This window comes from Tenacibaculum aquimarinum (genome assembly GCF_022478115.1).
GTDB lineage: Bacteria > Bacteroidota > Bacteroidia > Flavobacteriales > Flavobacteriaceae > Polaribacter > Polaribacter aquimarinum_A.
The window spans coordinates 508,528-524,233 of record NZ_JAKGSC010000001.1 but is presented as its reverse complement, the minus strand read 5'-3'; the positions used below and the strand labels follow the sequence as shown (position 1 = coordinate 524,233).

The following is a 15,706-nucleotide window of genomic DNA, read 5'->3' as shown; positions in this document are numbered from 1 at the left end:
AAGTTTTTTTATATTTGTCTTTGTAGATAAGTTTTAACAACTTACTTTTGCGTATTATAAAAACGAACTTTTAATTTAAAAATTTGATAATGAAACGATTAAAATTGGCTGTGATAGCTATGTTTGCAATGCTAACTGTTGGTAATGTAAACGCACAAGATGAAAACAACCCTTGGGTAGTAGGTTTTGGTGTTAATACTGTAGACGTAAGAGCTTACACTGATAACATTGGTACTATCTTAGAAGATTACATTGGAACAACTGAATGGGCAGGTAACACATTGCCATCAATTTCAAGAATTTCAGCAGAAAAGTATTTAAATGATGGATTTACTTTACAAGTATCTGGATCTTTAAACAAGTTAAGTACAATTGTTACTACAGATGATGCAGATGCATTATATTGGTCTTTTGATGCTTTTGTAAAATATGACTTAAACAACCTTTTTGGAGAGACTGCATGGTTTGATCCTTATGTAGGTGTTGGTGGAGCTTACCAAGAATTAGATGGTAACGGAGACGGTGTATTAGTAGGAGGTTTAGGGTTTAACACTTGGTTTAATGATAACTTAGGTTTAAACTTCCAATCAGTATATAAGCACGGTTTTGAAAATACTGGGCGTGATGTTTTTCAACATTCTGTAGGTGTAGTATTTAAATTTGGTGGTAAAGATACCGATGGAGATAAAATTTATGACAAAGACGATGCTTGTCCAGAAACACCTGGTTTAGCTGAGTTTAATGGTTGTCCTGACACTGATGGAGACGGAATCAAAGATTCTGAAGATGCTTGTCCTAATGTAGCTGGTTTAGCTTCTATGAATGGTTGTCCTGATACTGACGGTGATGGAATTAAAGATTCAGCTGATGCTTGTCCTACAGTAGCAGGAACAAGAGCAATGAAAGGTTGTCCAGATGCTGATGGAGACGGTGTAGCTGATGCTTCAGATAAATGTCCAAAAGTAGCTGGTCCAGCTTCAAACGGTGGTTGTCCTTGGGCAGATACTGATAAAGATGGAGTTTTTGATAAAGATGATAAATGTCCTAAAGTAGCAGGTCCTGCTTCTAATAACGGATGTCCTGAAGCTAAGCCAGTAATTACTGACGCAGCTGTAGCAGAATTAAAAACTTTTGCAAGAACTATTTTATTTAATACAGGTAAAACTACTTTCAAACCAGGAGTTGTTGAAACATTAAATGGAATTGCAAAAATCATGGGAGATTATCCAAATGCAACTTTCGTAATTGAAGGGCACACTGATAGTCAAGGTAGAAATTCTACTAACATGAGTTTATCAAGCAGAAGAGCTAATGCTGTTATGAATTACTTATCTAGTAATGGTGTTTCTTCTTCAAGAATGTCTGCAGTAGGTTACGGAGAAGATTCTCCAATCGATACTAATGCAACAAGAGCTGGTAGAGCTAATAACCGTAGAGTTGAAGTTAGAGTTACTAACAAGTAATTTTAATTAGATTATAATATTTTAAAAGCCTCGCATTTGCGAGGCTTTTTTCATATATAAAAACTATTGAAAACACTTTTTATATTGTCATAAAAAATCTACCTTTGCACCGCAAAAAGTGAAGGTAAACTTCACAAAATAAATTAAATAACTTAATTACATAAAGTAATGTCTACAATAACAGGTAAAGTTTCTCAAATTATTGGCCCAGTTATCGATGTTGAATTCAACACTCAAAACGCTGAGTTACCAAAGATTTATGATTCATTGGAAATTAAAAAAACAGACGGATCTATATTAGTTCTTGAAGTACAACAACACGTAGGTGAAGATACAGTAAGAACTATATCTATGGATGCTACAGATGGTTTACAAAGAGGTCAAGAAGTTTTGGCTACAGGTAGCCCAATTCAAATGCCAATAGGAAATGATATATACGGTCGTTTATTTAATGTAACTGGAGAGGCTATTGATGGTTTAGGAGATTTACCTAAAAAAGGTGAAGCAGGTTTACCAATTCACCGTTTAGCACCTAAATTTGAAGATTTATCTGTTTCTACAGAAGTTTTATTTACTGGAATTAAAGTAATCGATTTAATTGAGCCTTATGCAAAAGGAGGTAAAATTGGTTTATTTGGTGGAGCAGGAGTTGGTAAAACAGTATTAATTCAAGAGTTAATTAACAATATTGCAAAAGGACACGGAGGTTTATCTGTATTTGCAGGAGTTGGAGAAAGAACTCGTGAAGGAAATGATTTACTTAGAGAAATGTTAGAATCAGGAATTATTAAATATGGTGATGACTTTATGCATTCTATGGAAGAAGGCGGATGGGATTTATCTAAAGTTGATAAACCTGGAATGAGAGATTCAAAAGCTACTTTCGTTTTTGGACAAATGAATGAGCCACCTGGAGCACGTGCACGTGTTGCATTATCTGGTTTAACTATAGCAGAGTATTTCCGTGATGGAGCTGGAGAAGCACAAGGAAAAGATGTACTTTTCTTCGTAGATAACATTTTCCGTTTTACACAAGCAGGTTCAGAAGTTTCTGCATTATTAGGTCGTATGCCTTCTGCGGTAGGTTACCAACCAACATTAGCAACAGAAATGGGAGCAATGCAAGAGCGTATTACTTCAACTAAAAAAGGTTCTATTACATCTGTACAAGCGGTTTATGTACCTGCAGATGATTTAACAGATCCAGCACCAGCAACAACGTTTGCTCACTTAGATGCAACAACAGTATTATCTCGTAAAATTGCAGAGTTAGGTATTTATCCTGCGGTAGATCCATTAGATTCTACTTCAAGAATTTTATCTGCAGAAATTTTAGGTGATGAGCACTATAATACAGCAACAGCTGTAAAAGAATTATTACAACGTTATAAAGAATTACAAGATATTATTGCCATTTTAGGTATGGAAGAATTATCTGAAGAAGATAAATTAGTAGTTCACAGAGCAAGACGTGTACAACGTTTCTTATCTCAACCATTTCACGTAGCTGAACAATTTACAGGAATTCCTGGTGTTTTAGTAGATATTAAAGACACTATAAAAGGATTCAACATGATAATGGACGGTGAATTAGATAAATACCCTGAAGCAGCATTTAACTTACGTGGTTCAATTCAAGATGCAATTGACGCAGGAGAAAAAATGTTGGCAGAAGCTTAAAAACTAGTAAGCAGTATTCAGTATTCAGTTCTCAGTGAGACTGTAAACTGTAAACTGCGAACTGAAAACTAAAAGAGATATGTTTTTAGAAATTGTAACGCCAGAGGCTATTTTATTTTCATCAGAGATTGATTCTGTAACAGTACCTGGAATTAATGGTGATTTTCAAATGATGAATAATCACGCACCAGTTGTTTCTATTTTAAAGGAAGGAATGGTTAAGATTCATGTTCATACACAAGAGCATTTAGTCCTAAATGACTTAAGTGGTCAATTTGTTCCACATATAGACGATGATAAAGTATTAACTTTAAGCATTAAATCTGGAACTTTAGAATTGAAAGATAATAAAGTAATTGTATTAGCGGATTAAGTTCGTTAAAACCCATAAAAAAAGCCAAACTTTTAAAGTTTGGCTTTTTTGTTTTTAAATAAAAAATATTTATTTATTTAGTTCTTCTTGTGCTTTGCGTTCTAATTCAGCTTGAAACTCTTCCATAACTGGTTTAACAGTACTTTCGGGTATGTCTGCAACTTTAATATACATTAAACCATCAATTGCATTATTAAATTTTGGATCTACGTTAAAAGCTACTAAACGAGCGTTCTGTTTTACGTACTTTTTTATTAAAACAGGTATACGCAATGCTCCAGGTTCAATCTCATCAATAATCTTATCAAACTTTTGCATATCTGCTTTTGTAGCATCAAAAACAAAATCTTTATCACCGTCCTTTAATTGAACTTTAAATTCTTTCTTTGGATGAATATATTGTGCAACATACGGATCATAATAATGAGATTTCATAAATTCAATCATTAAAGATTTCGAAAATTCTGAAAACTGATTACTAATACTAACTCCACCCATTAAATATTTATATTTAGGATAACGAAGCGTAACATGTACAATTCCTTTCCATAATAAAAACAGTGGCATCGGTTTTTGCTGGTATTCCTTTACTATATATGCTCTACCTAATTCTATAGTGTTTTCCATCATAGAATATAATTCTGGCTCAATTCTAAATAAAGAATGCACGTAAAAACCATTTATTCCATGCTTTTTAAAAATATCTTTACCAAGACCCATTCTATAAGCACCAACTAATGAATTTTTATTACTATCCCATAAAATTAAGTGATAATAATACTTGTCATATTTATCTAAATCTAACGGCTTATTTGTTCCTTCTCCAACATCTCTAAAAGTAATTTCTCTTGTTCTACCAATTTCATGCAATAAGTTTGGAATTTCTTTAGCATTTGCAAAAAACACTTCGTAGTTTTTACTGGCTAATAAACGATTTCCATCATCTCTAAGTTGGTCAATTTCTTTTTGAAATAATTCTGGACTTCTTTGTGCTGTAATTTTCTTAGCTTTCTTCGGAATTTTCAAGTTCTGAGAAGATAAAATTTTAACTGGCGTTTTCTGAAAAGGATTTGCCAACATGTAGGTTTTCTTCCTGATAAATTCATAAAAAGAAGGAATATCTGGATACGTATCTTGATCTTTCACAGAAATAGGTTTCCCTATTCTAACCTTAACAACACGTCTTTTTTGTGTCATTACTTCAGAAGGTAATTTAGCAGATCTTAACGTATCACTAATATTAGAAAGTATATAAAAAAGCTTACTGTTTTTAGCATGAAAGTAAATTGGAATTACAGGAACTTTCGCTTTTTTTATTAAACGTACAGCACCTTGTTCCCAAGGTTTATCAACTTTTAATTCACCATCTTTATAGGTGGAAACCTCACCAGCTGGAAAAATACCTAAAGGTTTTCCTTCACGTAAATGTAGTAGTGAATTTTTAATTCCGGCAATACTAGATTTTGCATCCTTTCTGTTTTCAAAAGGATTTACAGGCATTATATAAGGCTTTAAAGGCTCAGCTCTGTGTAATAAAAAATTAGCAATTATTTTATAATCAGCTCTTTTTTCAACCAATAGTTTTAATAATAAAACACCATCAATTCCTCCTAACGGATGGTTAGATATTGTAATAAAAGCACCATCTTTAGGTATTCTTTTTAAATCGTCTTCTGGAATTTCAAATTCTATTTGAGCATCATTTAAAATACCATTTAAAAAATCTAAGTCAGATTTATCTTTGTTATTGTCATATAGTCTGTTAACAGCAGAAATACGAGTAACTTTCATTAAAAGCCAACCAATAAAAGTACCTAGAAACCCCCATTTTTCTAATCCTATTACTTGTGCAATTTCCTTTGATGTAACTAATCCCATTAATTTAAATTTGGCGCAACCACAAATATATGAAAAATTAGATTACACTACTTATTTTATTACTACTTGAGTGGTTTCTTTATTTATCTGTTTTAAAAGGACTTTACCATTTTTTTCAATGTTCTTTACTGACTTTTCATTAAAATGGCGAATGGTATATAAAGTAACTTCTGAATGAAATGTAATTTTAAATGCGTTTTTTAATTCATTATAGAAAGAATCGAAATTAGAAAACTTGTCTTCAATACAAACAGAAAAACTTATAGCGGAGTTTTGAATTAAGTTAACTTTTAATCTATGTTCATGTAGTTTTTTAAAGATATAACTAATATTATTTTCAACCATAAACGAGAAATCGTTAGCAGATATTGAAACTAAAATCTGATCATTTTTAACTACAAAACAAGGTGTAAGCGGCATTAAATTTACACCTTTACTAACTTTTGTTCCTTTATTTTTTAAATTGATAAATGAACGAACATATAGCGGAATTTCCTTTTTTTCTAGAGGTTGTAAAGTTTTGGGATGAATTACCGAAGCTCCATAAAATGCCATTTCAATAGCTTCTGTATAAGAAATTTGGTTTAACAATTGTGTTTCTTTAAAAACGCGTGGATCTGCATTTAAAACGCCATCAACATCTTTCCAAATAGTTACACTTTCTGCGTTTAAACAATAGGCAAAAATACCTGCTGTATAATCTGAACCTTCTCTACCAAGTGTAGTTGTGTTATTGCTATTTCCTCCTAAAAAACCTTGGGTTATGTACAAGGTGTTTGCTTTTATTTTATGTTGAATATTTTCTTCTGTAAGTTCCCAATTTACTTTAGCATCTCTATAAGTAGCGTCAGTTTTAATTAAATCTCTTACATCAATCCAATTATTTAATAAATTGATTTCAGTTAAATAAGCACTAACAATTTTAGTTGAAAGTAGCTCACCAAAACTTACAATTTGATCGTAAACAAAATTATAATTAGAATTTTTGTTTGTAGCCATAAAACCACTTAATTCAACAAAAAGCAGGGCTATTTCATTGTTTATTTGATGTTTTTCTTCAAATAAATCGTTAATAATTGCTTTATGAAATTCGATTACAAAATCAAGATTTTCTTTTAAAACAACTTCCTTGTGGTAAAAAGAATTCGCTATGTTTTCAAAAGCATTTGTCATTTTTCCCATAGCAGAAATAACAACTAACGTGTTTTTTGTGCCTTCTTGTTGCAAAACATGAGCTACGTTTTTTACACTATCGGCATCTTTTACAGATGCACCACCAAACTTAAATATTCTCATTTATATATGTATCTAAATTTCCTTCTGTCATATGAACAACAGACCAACCTTTTAAAATTTTTGCACCTGAGTTTTCGTAAAATTTAATTGCATTTGTATTCCAATCTAAAACTTCCCAAGCAACTCTTTTGCAATTGTTTTTATGTGCGTAATTTAAAACTGCGGTGTATAAAGCTTTACCAGCTCCAATACCTCTTTTACTTTGTGTAACCATAAGATCTTCTAAATGAATAGAAACACCTTTCCATGTAGAATAACGTTCGTAAAAAAGGGCCATTCCAATAATTACATTATTTTCTTCTGCAACAAAAGTTTTAAATTTAGGGTTTTCAGAAAAACCATCACGAAGTAAATCATCAACCGTAACTTCAACCGCATTAGGCTCCTTTTCAAATACAGCTAATTCTGTTATTAAATCTAATACAGATTGCATGTCTTTAGGTTGTCCGCTTCTAATTTTAAAACTCATTTCATTATTTTTTTTCAAAGATAGTTGATTTGATTTCATCTTAAAATAGATGTTAAATTATAACGATTTTAATAAAATTGTTTAGAATTTATAGCTTCATTTTTATTCTGAAAACATTGTAATTGTTAAAAAAAGTAGCATCTTTGTAAGCATGCGTAAAAATATATCTTAAAATGGCAGTAAAAAAACAGACTTTAGGTGAATTTATTATTGAAAATCAGCACTCTTTTAAATACAGTTCTGGTGAGCTTTCTAGCTTATTAAACTCTATTAGATTGGCTGCTAAAGTGGTAAATTATGAAGTTAATAAAGCCGGTTTAGTTGATATTATTGGCGCTGCTGGAGATACAAATATACAAGGAGAAGATCAGCAAAAACTTGATGTTTACGCAAACGATAAATTCATTCAAACTTTAACAAGAAGAAATATTGTTTGTGGTATTGCTAGTGAAGAAGAAGATAGTTTTATAAGTATTAATAGTATTGATGAAAACCATCAAAACAAATATGTTGTTTTAATAGATCCATTAGATGGTTCTTCAAATATAGATGTTAACGTTTCAGTAGGAACCATTTTCTCAATATATAGACGTGTTACGCCAACAGGAACACCTGTTCAATTAGAAGATTTTTTACAAAAAGGAAGTGAGCAAATTGCTGCTGGTTATGTGGTTTATGGAACCTCAACAATGCTTGTATATACAACTGGAGATGGTGTAAATGGCTTCACTCTAAATCCAGCAATTGGTTCTTTTTACTTATCGCATCCAAAAATGGAGTTTCCAGAAGATGGAAATATTTATTCTGTAAACGAAGGAAATTATTTAGACTTTCCTTTAGGGATGAAAAAATACATAAAATATTGCCAAGAAGAAGAAGGCGAAAGACCTTATACAAGTAGATATATTGGTTCTTTAGTTTCTGATTTTCATAGAAATATGATTAAAGGTGGTATCTATTTATATCCAAAAGGATCAAGAAATCCAAATGGTAAATTACGTTTGTTATATGAATGTAATCCAATTGCATTTATTGCTGAACAAGCCAATGGAAAATCATCTGATGGTTACACAAGAACAATGGATGTAGAACCAACTGAATTGCACCAAAGAGTTCCTTTTATATGCGGAAGCAAAAATATGGTTGAGAAAGCTGAGGAATTTATGAGAGAGTTTGGAGAATAAATCCTCTCTATTATATTATAGATTATCAAAACATTAACTACTTGTAAAACCATTTTTTTATGGTTAAATTTGTAGAACAATTATTAATATTACACATTAAAATATAAAATTATGGCTTTTAAATTACCAGAATTGGGTTACGCTTATGATGCGTTAGAACCAAATATAGATGCAAGAACTATGGAAATTCACCATACAAAACATCACAACGGATACACAACAAAATTAAATGCTGCTATTGCCGGTACAGATTTAGAAGGAAAATCTATTGAAGATATTCTTGCTAATTTAGACATGAGTAATGGTGGAGTAAGAAATAACGGAGGTGGTTTTTACAATCACTCTTTATTTTGGTCAGTAATGAATCCAGAAGGAAAAGGGCGTTTATCTGGAGAATTAAAAGATGCTATTGAATCAGCTTTTGGTGATGTAGATGCTTTTAAAGATGCTTTTTCTAAAGCTGCAGCAACTCAATTTGGTTCAGGTTGGGCTTGGTTATGTGTACTTCCTGGAGGAAAAGTAGAAGTTTGTTCTACTCCAAATCAAGATAATCCATTAATGCCTGGAGTAACTTGTGAAGGAACTCCAATTTTAGGATTAGACGTTTGGGAACATGCTTATTATTTAAACTACCAAAACAGAAGACCAGATTATATTAACGCGTTTTTTAACGTTATTAACTGGAACGAAGTTGAGCGTAGATATGCAGAAGCTAAATAGTTTCAAAAAAATTATATATAGAAAAAACCCGCAATTTTGCGGGTTTTTTTATTTGTTGAATTTATTTAAAGTTCATTCATTTTTTCTGCAAAATCTAAAAGAATAGCCACATTTTTACCACCTCCTTTTGCTATTGCGTGTACAATTTGATCTCCAGTATCTTTATCTGTATACACTTTAAACTGCTTTATTTTAAATTTAGAGCCTTCCATAGCTGCTGGTAATGCATTTTCTTCTACATAACTAGCGCTAACAGCTTGTCCCATTAATTGGTTCATTGCAGAATTTACCAATTCGCTATTTGCTAAATTATTTACGTTGTCTAAAGTATTAGAAATATTCTGAACACTATTAACATTCATGTTTTTTACATCTCTTACAGATTTTACCGCTTTTGTAATATTACCTAAAGACAACCCAGATTTTTTTACATAAACGTAGGCAAACTTATTGTTATTACTTGCTTTTTTAAGTTGAATAATATCGCCAACTTTAAACTCAGTTCCTTTAGATGTTTTGTAAGGACTTTTCGATTTTTTACCTTTAATTTGTGCAAAAGCAATAAAAGGTACTAATAATAAGGTAAGTAGAATTTTTGTTTTCATAATAAAATTAGTTTAGAATTAATACTCCAAAATTAGTTTGAAATGAGCGCAAAAAAAATACGGCATTTGCCGTATTCTAATAATTATTACCTGAAATTCAGTTATTTAGATAATGCGTTTTCTAAATCAGCCAATAAATCATCTACATCTTCTATACCTACACTTAATCGAATTAATGAGTCAGTTATTCCTGTTTTTAAACGTGCTGCTTTTGACATAGATGCATGAGACATGGTTGCAGAATGATTAACCATACTTTCTACACCACCTAAAGATTCTGCTAATGTAAAATACTTTAGATTTTTCAGAAATTTAAATGTAGCCTCTTTACTTTCATCTTTTAAGCTGAAGGAAACCACGCCACCAAAATCTTTCATTTGTTTTTTTGCTACTTCGTAATTTGGATGATCTTCTAGACCCGGATAATAAACTACTCCAGCTTTTGGATGATTTTTTAATAAAGTAGCCACACTTTTGGCGTTTTCGCAATGACGCTGCATTCTAAGATGTAATGTTTTTATTCCACGAAGTGCTAAAAAAGAATCCATTGGACCAGCAATTGCACCTGCTGCAAATTGAATAAAGTGTAATTCTTCGGCAAGTTTTGCTTCCTTTACAATTAAAGCGCCCATTAAAACATCGGAGTGTCCGCCTAAATATTTTGTTACTGAATGCATAACAATATCTGCTCCTAAATTTAAAGGTTGTTGTAAATAAGGTGTTGCAAAAGTGTTATCTACTCCAATTAAAATAGATGGATTAACTTTTTTTACAGCAGATGAAATTGCTTTAATATCGGCAATTTTCATTAATGGATTTGTTGGTGTTTCTAACCAAATTAACTTGGTTTTTTCTGTTATTGCTTCTGATACGTTTTTTGCAGAATTCATGTTAACATAAGAAAATTCTAATCCGTATTTTTCGAATAACTTGGTAAACATTCTGTAAGTTCCTCCATACAAATCGTTTCCTGCAATAACTTCATCACCTGGTTTTAATATTCTTAAAACACAGTCTATTGCTGCTAAACCTGATGAAAAAGCAAAACCATGCGTTCCGTTTTCAAGTGAAGCCAAACTGTCTTCTAAGGCAGTTCTTGTTGGATTAGAACCTCTTGAGTAATTATATTCTTGATTTTCCTCAAGGCTTGTTTGTGCAAAGGTTGACGTTTGAAATATTGGCGGTACAATTGCGCCTGTTAACTTTTCTGGTCTTTGACCTCCATGAATTGTTTTTGTATTGAATTTCATACTGAATAGGTTGTTTTAAATTGAATAAAACACAAAATTTGCACTTACTTTCTAAATATGCTTAGCCCCGATTGTAGCATTTGTTTGAGCTCTTTTTTGGTTGATAAACCAATAAAAGCGAGTGCGGAAAGCGGGAAATAGCTTCTTAAATTACACCAACTTTTTTAAACCCAAAATTGTTCCGTAGTGTATACCTTCGTGGTAATTGTTAAAAGGAATTGCGTTTTCTATTGAATCTATAACAAAACCTGTGCTTGTTGGGTATTCATTATAATTTTCGAAAATACCAGCCTCGTAATCTTCTTGTAAAGTTTCTGGTAAACCCGAAAAAAGTTCTAAAACTTCATCAAATTCTTCTTGTGTAAAAGTTGTTGTAGGTGTTGTTCCTTTTCTATGAGTTTCTATTAATTCTTCTGGACACAAACAATTTAAACCAGACAATTTGTAATGCAATAATTGCTGTGTAACCACTAAATGGGCAACGTTCCAGGCAATGTTATTTTTAAATCCGTCTGGAATTTTATGCAATTGTTCTAACGTTAAACCGTCTATTGCTTTTAAGATTAGTTCTCTTGATTTTTTAAGAATATTAAATTGAGTTGTCATTTTTATTGTAATTTTGAAATGTAAATATAATCTTAAAAAATGAAGAAAGTCTATTTTTTACAAACTTGCGATACGTGCAGACGTATTTTAAAAGAAGTAAATATTGAAGGTTTTGAGAAGCAAGAAATTAAAGCAAATCCTGTAAATGTTGCGCAATTAGAAGAAATGCGAAAACTTACGGATAGTTATGAAAGTTTGTTTAACAAGCGTGCAAAAATGTATAAAGCTATGGATTTGAAGAGCCAAACCTTGCTAGAAAAAGATTATCGTCAGTTTATTTTAGATGAGTATACTTTTTTAAAACGCCCTGTTTTTATTGTTGAAAATGAAATTTTTATTGGAAATAGTAAAAAGGTTGTTGAAGCATTGAAAGAAAGAATCGGATAAAAAAAGCCTCACAAATTGTGAGGCTTTTTAGTTTTATTTTGAAGCTAATTTAATATCGGTTTTACTAATAATTGTATTTAATTCTTCTTTTGTTAGGTTTGTTTTTAAACCAACCATAACTGCGTCTTTATTTTTACTAAAGACATTTACTATAATTTCTTTAATTCGGTTTTTTTCTTCTCTAAAGTGAATGCTAATTCTATCTCCTTTATCTTTTATGCGTACAATGGTTTTTAATTTGTTACGTTTTACAAATTTTTTAAAATCCTTTTGTACACTTGAAGAATTGTTGTCGAAAACTAATACTTTGTAATTGTTTGCTTTGTCTAATAAATCATCTAAGGCTTTGTCATCTTGGTCGTCAATAAAAAAACTTGCAATAAAGCCAGGAACATTTAAAGAAAGGTTAGCTTCTTTTTTATGTGCTTTATAAAATTCTTTAAAATTTTTTTCTTGTGCTGAAATGCTTAAAATGAATAAGCAAAATACGGTAGTTAAAAATTGTTTCATAATACTTGGTTTTAATATAGAGACGATAAACCAAGAGTTTTGTTACTGAGATAAGTTTTAATTGTAATTTTTCGATAGGTTTTTTAAAACATTAATAGTTTTATCAGCATCTTTTTTTGCTACAAATATATGATCGTGATAATAACCTGCTACAACATTACAACTAATATTATGCTTAGCTAGTTCGGTAGAAAAAACACCAGTTAAACCAACAGCATCTAATGATGAGTGAATTTCTAAGGTAATCCAAGATGATACAAATTGATAACTAAGTTTTAATGCATCTGCCTTTACACGATTAATTATTACGGTTGTTCCTTCACTTTCTTTAAATTCACAAATTGTATCCTCTCGTTTAATACAGCTGACATCTTTTAAAGTAACAAAAACATATTCTCCGCTTTGTAGTATTGGTGTCATTTCTTGTATTAACTTGGTTAAATTTGTTTCTCCAGACATCTTTTTATTTTTTATTTGAAAGCCAAAGGCTTGTTCTTAATTCTATATTTTGCTTAATATCTTCCCAAAATAAATTGATATCGCCTGCGTGATAATTTTTCATAAAAGACATAAAAAAACGCATCGGAAACTTTGGGTTTGAACTCCAAACTAAGCCGTCAGTTATTTCAATTGTAAGGGCGTTTTCATATAATTTATCATTTGTATATAAAAATCCTTTGTGTTGTTCTAAAGTGGTGGTTTTTGCGTTATTCCAAGTAATAGGATTTGTGGTTACGCTGCCTTTGTACCAATCTTTGTTTTTAGGAAATTTACCTTTTTTGTAGGTATTCCAAGATACAAAACCACCAGTTTCAGCCGGATTATACATTGGTTTTATTGACTTGAATTCGTTTGATTTTACGCCCATTCCAACTAAATATGCAGCAATTAATTGTTTTTGCAATGGTTTTTCATCAAAAAAATCTTTTAATAATCTGCGAGAATGTGTTGTACCTTGACTGTGACTTGCAATAATTATTGGTCTTCCGTTATTGTATTTTTCTAAATAAGTTTTAAAGGCATTTTTTACATCTGAATAGGCAATTTCTAGTGCTTCTTTTCCTCCTTCGTTTAATAACGTATAAGAACGAACATGTGCTTGTCTGTAATAGGGAACGTATATTTTTCCTGAAGTTGCAAAAGGTGAAGCTTGGTATTTTACAGCTGTATTTAAAACCTTTTCTTGTTGCTCTTTATCGTTGATAGGAACATTCCAACGAATATCTTTCTTGTCTGTATTTAACGTTGGATAAATGTAAAAAACATCTGCTTTTAAAGCATTTATAGCTGTTTGATCTGGTGAATACTTCTTTAACTCTTCGTTGTAATTTGTTGGTAAAACTGCCCAACTAGCTTCTTGTTTATAATCTGGGGAAGATGGTGTGTTTTTTGGTTGAAAAGTTTGCGTTTGGTAAGTTGATTTACAACTTAAAAAAAGCAGAATAAAAGCTACTAAAAACAAGTTTTTCATAATCTTAAGAATTATATACAGCCATTAAGTTATCGGCTTCTTTTTTGGCGCTCCAGTTTGCTATTATTTCTTCTCGAGCTTGTTTTCCTAAATGTGGAATTTCATTATTTATTGCTTTAGATAAAAGATTTTCTAATTCATTAATATTGCCAGCTTCAAATAAATAACCATTTTTACCATTTGAAATTAAACTAGAATGTACACCAACATTTTTTGTTGCAATAACATTACATTCGCAAGACATAGCTTCTGCGGTAACTAAAGAAAATCCTTCTGAATAACTTGGAATTACAGCTATTTTTGCTGCTTGATAATAAGAAGTAATTGCTGAAGTTTCATCTACAAAATGAACCTGATTTTCTATTTGATGTTTATTAGCAATTGCTTTTAATTCTTCTAAAAAAGCAGGTTTGTCTACTTTACCAACAATAATTAACGCCCAATTTTCATGGTTTTTTAAAACCTTTGAAGCTTCTAATAATACAATTTGACCTTTTGCTTTTCTAACTCTACCTGCACATAAAATAATATTTTCTTGTGATATGTTTTTTAAGGTTGAATTAGGATTTGGTACAAAGTTATTTATGTTTACTCCATGACCAACAATGGTATTTTTAATCCCCAAATTATCACTCATGCTTTTAATAAGTGTAATAACTTTGTCAGACTTTTTAAGTAAATATTTTGTAAGACCAGAAGGTTTAGATTCTGCATGACGCGTAGAAACAAGCGTAAATTTGGCGCCTAAAACACGAAAATAAAGCATGCGTAAAATTTCATTATTTCGATGACAATGAACCACTGTTTTTTTATCAGAAAATAAAATTGATTTTAATTTTTTACGAGAAATTTTGTTGCCTTCAATTCCGTAACCATAAACATAAGTTGCTGTTTTTGCTTCAAGAAAAGGTAACACGTTTTCAATACTTCTTGTAACTCCGGTTCTTCGTTTATGAAAATGAGTTTGAATTAAAATTGGTTCAGAGTTCATTTACTTACGAAAATCTACGTTCTATTATTTCTATTAAACGAGCTTCATACTCTTCTTTACCAGTCCAATTATAATCTGGTTTCACCATTTTATTGATAAACTTTTTAGCTTCTTTGTTTGTTTTTAATGTGTTAAGTTGAGAAACTACACGGTTAAAATCTCCTTGATTATTATCAAAAAGGTGTTTTACAAAAGCTATTCTATCATTTAAACCAATTTGTATATCACCAAAAAGTTGATCATTCAAAGTCTTTTTTTCTGCTTTTTCAAATAAATTAACAACATCATCTACAGAAACGGTGTCTTGTAGTTCTTCTTCTAAAGTTGGTATTTTTGAAATTCCACCAACATCTTTTGCATCATCTTTAAAACTATTATTTGTATTAAATAATTTTTCTAATTCTTCAAAAGGTTGTTCTAAGTATGTATCTTCTTTGTCTTTTTCAATATCGCCAATAACAGCATCAGCAAAATCATCTGCAGCATCTGTCATTTGTGATTCTTCTTCTTCAACTTCACCAATAATTTCTTCTTCTTCCAGAGCATGTATAACTTTTGGTATTTCTATTTCTTTTAGAGGTTCATTTATTACCATAGAAGCTTTTTCAATTTTATTAATTAACTCTTCTTTAGTAACGGTAGCATTTGGTGTTGTATTAATATATTCTTCTACATAAGCTAATACAGCTAATTTTTCATAAATTTCATGAGCCTTCTCTTTAAGAACAAGTACATCTTCTTTATTTTTTAGTTGTAAAATGCTATGTGCTAAACTAGTTAAATCTGCTGCTAATTTTTTGTGCATAAGTTGTAAGTGTTATTT

At 30.8% G+C, this 15,706-nt stretch carries 17 protein-coding genes; 6 read left to right on the top strand and 11 right to left on the bottom strand.

Going from position 1 to position 15,706, the window contains the following annotated elements:
* The first annotated feature begins 89 nt into the window (after window positions 1-89).
* From L1S33_RS02530 to L1S33_RS02520, 3 genes are all read left to right on the top strand, one after another.
* Window positions 90-1,463 (top strand): OmpA family protein, encoded by a 1,374-nt coding sequence (locus L1S33_RS02530; protein WP_240561101.1) that lies wholly within the window; start codon window positions 90-92, stop codon window positions 1,461-1,463.
* A gap of 168 nt (window positions 1,464-1,631) precedes the next feature.
* A complete protein-coding gene (atpD, locus tag L1S33_RS02525; RefSeq protein WP_240561100.1) occupies window positions 1,632-3,143 on the top strand; it encodes a F0F1 ATP synthase subunit beta in 1,512 nt (503 codons plus the stop codon).
* A 79-nt stretch (window positions 3,144-3,222) separates the two neighbouring features.
* The gene (locus tag L1S33_RS02520; RefSeq protein ID WP_072556233.1) at window positions 3,223-3,516 is read left to right on the top strand and encodes a F0F1 ATP synthase subunit epsilon; all 294 of its coding nucleotides are present in this window, start codon (window positions 3,223-3,225) and stop codon (window positions 3,514-3,516) included.
* Window positions 3,517-3,585: 69 nt separating this feature from the next.
* On the opposite strand, the gene L1S33_RS02515 is transcribed toward L1S33_RS02520, so the two are convergent.
* From L1S33_RS02515 to L1S33_RS02505, 3 genes are read right to left on the bottom strand one after another with little or no spacing between them, the layout of a single operon-like run.
* Window positions 3,586-5,394 carry a GNAT family N-acyltransferase gene (locus tag L1S33_RS02515; RefSeq protein ID WP_240561099.1) on the bottom strand — a complete coding sequence of 603 codons (1,809 nt, stop codon included), beginning with the start codon at window positions 5,392-5,394 and terminating at the stop codon, window positions 3,586-3,588.
* A 51-nt stretch (window positions 5,395-5,445) separates the two neighbouring features.
* Entirely contained in the window at window positions 5,446-6,690 is a 1,245-nt protein-coding gene (locus tag L1S33_RS02510) for an aspartate kinase (RefSeq protein ID WP_240561098.1), read from the bottom strand.
* Window positions 6,677-7,159, bottom strand: coding sequence for a GNAT family N-acetyltransferase (locus tag L1S33_RS02505; RefSeq protein WP_240551135.1), 483 nt, complete (start codon window positions 7,157-7,159; stop codon window positions 6,677-6,679). The genes L1S33_RS02510 and L1S33_RS02505 overlap by 14 nt, the downstream gene beginning before the upstream one ends.
* Window positions 7,160-7,332: 173 nt before the next feature.
* On the opposite strand from L1S33_RS02505, the gene fbp reads away from it, so the two are divergent.
* Both fbp and L1S33_RS02495 read left to right on the top strand, forming a co-directional pair.
* Window positions 7,333-8,343: a class 1 fructose-bisphosphatase gene (gene fbp / locus L1S33_RS02500; protein ID WP_240551136.1), complete on the top strand. Its 1,011-nt coding sequence runs from the start codon at window positions 7,333-7,335 to the stop codon at window positions 8,341-8,343.
* Between the two features lie 111 nt (window positions 8,344-8,454).
* A complete protein-coding gene (locus tag L1S33_RS02495; protein ID WP_240551137.1) occupies window positions 8,455-9,063 on the top strand; it encodes a superoxide dismutase in 609 nt (202 codons plus the stop codon).
* A 65-nt stretch (window positions 9,064-9,128) separates the two neighbouring features.
* On the opposite strand, the gene L1S33_RS02490 is transcribed toward L1S33_RS02495, so the two are convergent.
* The 3 genes from L1S33_RS02490 to L1S33_RS02480 form a co-directional block, all read right to left on the bottom strand.
* Window positions 9,129-9,668: a hypothetical protein gene (locus tag L1S33_RS02490; RefSeq protein WP_240561097.1), complete on the bottom strand. Its 540-nt coding sequence runs from the start codon at window positions 9,666-9,668 to the stop codon at window positions 9,129-9,131.
* 101 nt (window positions 9,669-9,769) lie between these two features.
* A complete protein-coding gene (locus tag L1S33_RS02485) occupies window positions 9,770-10,918 on the bottom strand; it encodes a cystathionine gamma-synthase (protein ID WP_240561096.1) in 1,149 nt (382 codons plus the stop codon).
* A gap of 150 nt (window positions 10,919-11,068) precedes the next feature.
* Window positions 11,069-11,524 (bottom strand): DinB family protein, encoded by a 456-nt coding sequence (locus L1S33_RS02480; protein ID WP_240561095.1) that lies wholly within the window; start codon window positions 11,522-11,524, stop codon window positions 11,069-11,071.
* Window positions 11,525-11,563: 39 nt separating this feature from the next.
* Between L1S33_RS02480 and L1S33_RS02475 the strand changes: the two genes are divergently transcribed.
* Complete coding sequence (locus L1S33_RS02475; RefSeq protein ID WP_240551140.1) at window positions 11,564-11,911, top strand: arsenate reductase family protein; 348 nt, start codon at window positions 11,564-11,566, stop codon at window positions 11,909-11,911.
* 33 nt (window positions 11,912-11,944) lie between these two features.
* On the opposite strand, the gene L1S33_RS02470 is transcribed toward L1S33_RS02475, so the two are convergent.
* Genes L1S33_RS02470 through L1S33_RS02450 form a run of 5 tightly spaced genes read right to left on the bottom strand, consistent with a single transcriptional unit; the run spans window position 11,945 to window position 15,688 of the window.
* Entirely contained in the window at window positions 11,945-12,421 is a 477-nt protein-coding gene (locus L1S33_RS02470) for a DUF4252 domain-containing protein (protein WP_240561094.1), read from the bottom strand.
* Between the two features lie 57 nt (window positions 12,422-12,478).
* Window positions 12,479-12,880, bottom strand: coding sequence for an ACT domain-containing protein (locus L1S33_RS02465; protein ID WP_240551142.1), 402 nt, complete (start codon window positions 12,878-12,880; stop codon window positions 12,479-12,481).
* A 4-nt stretch (window positions 12,881-12,884) separates the two neighbouring features.
* Window positions 12,885-13,892, bottom strand: coding sequence for a DUF3089 domain-containing protein (locus L1S33_RS02460; RefSeq protein WP_240561093.1), 1,008 nt, complete (start codon window positions 13,890-13,892; stop codon window positions 12,885-12,887).
* 4 nt (window positions 13,893-13,896) lie between these two features.
* Complete coding sequence (locus tag L1S33_RS02455; protein ID WP_240561092.1) at window positions 13,897-14,883, bottom strand: glycosyltransferase family 4 protein; 987 nt, start codon at window positions 14,881-14,883, stop codon at window positions 13,897-13,899.
* 4 nt (window positions 14,884-14,887) lie between these two features.
* Window positions 14,888-15,688, bottom strand: a complete 801-nt coding sequence (locus L1S33_RS02450) for a hypothetical protein (RefSeq protein ID WP_240561091.1) — start codon at window positions 15,686-15,688, stop codon at window positions 14,888-14,890.
* Window positions 15,689-15,706: the final 18 nt, after the last annotated feature.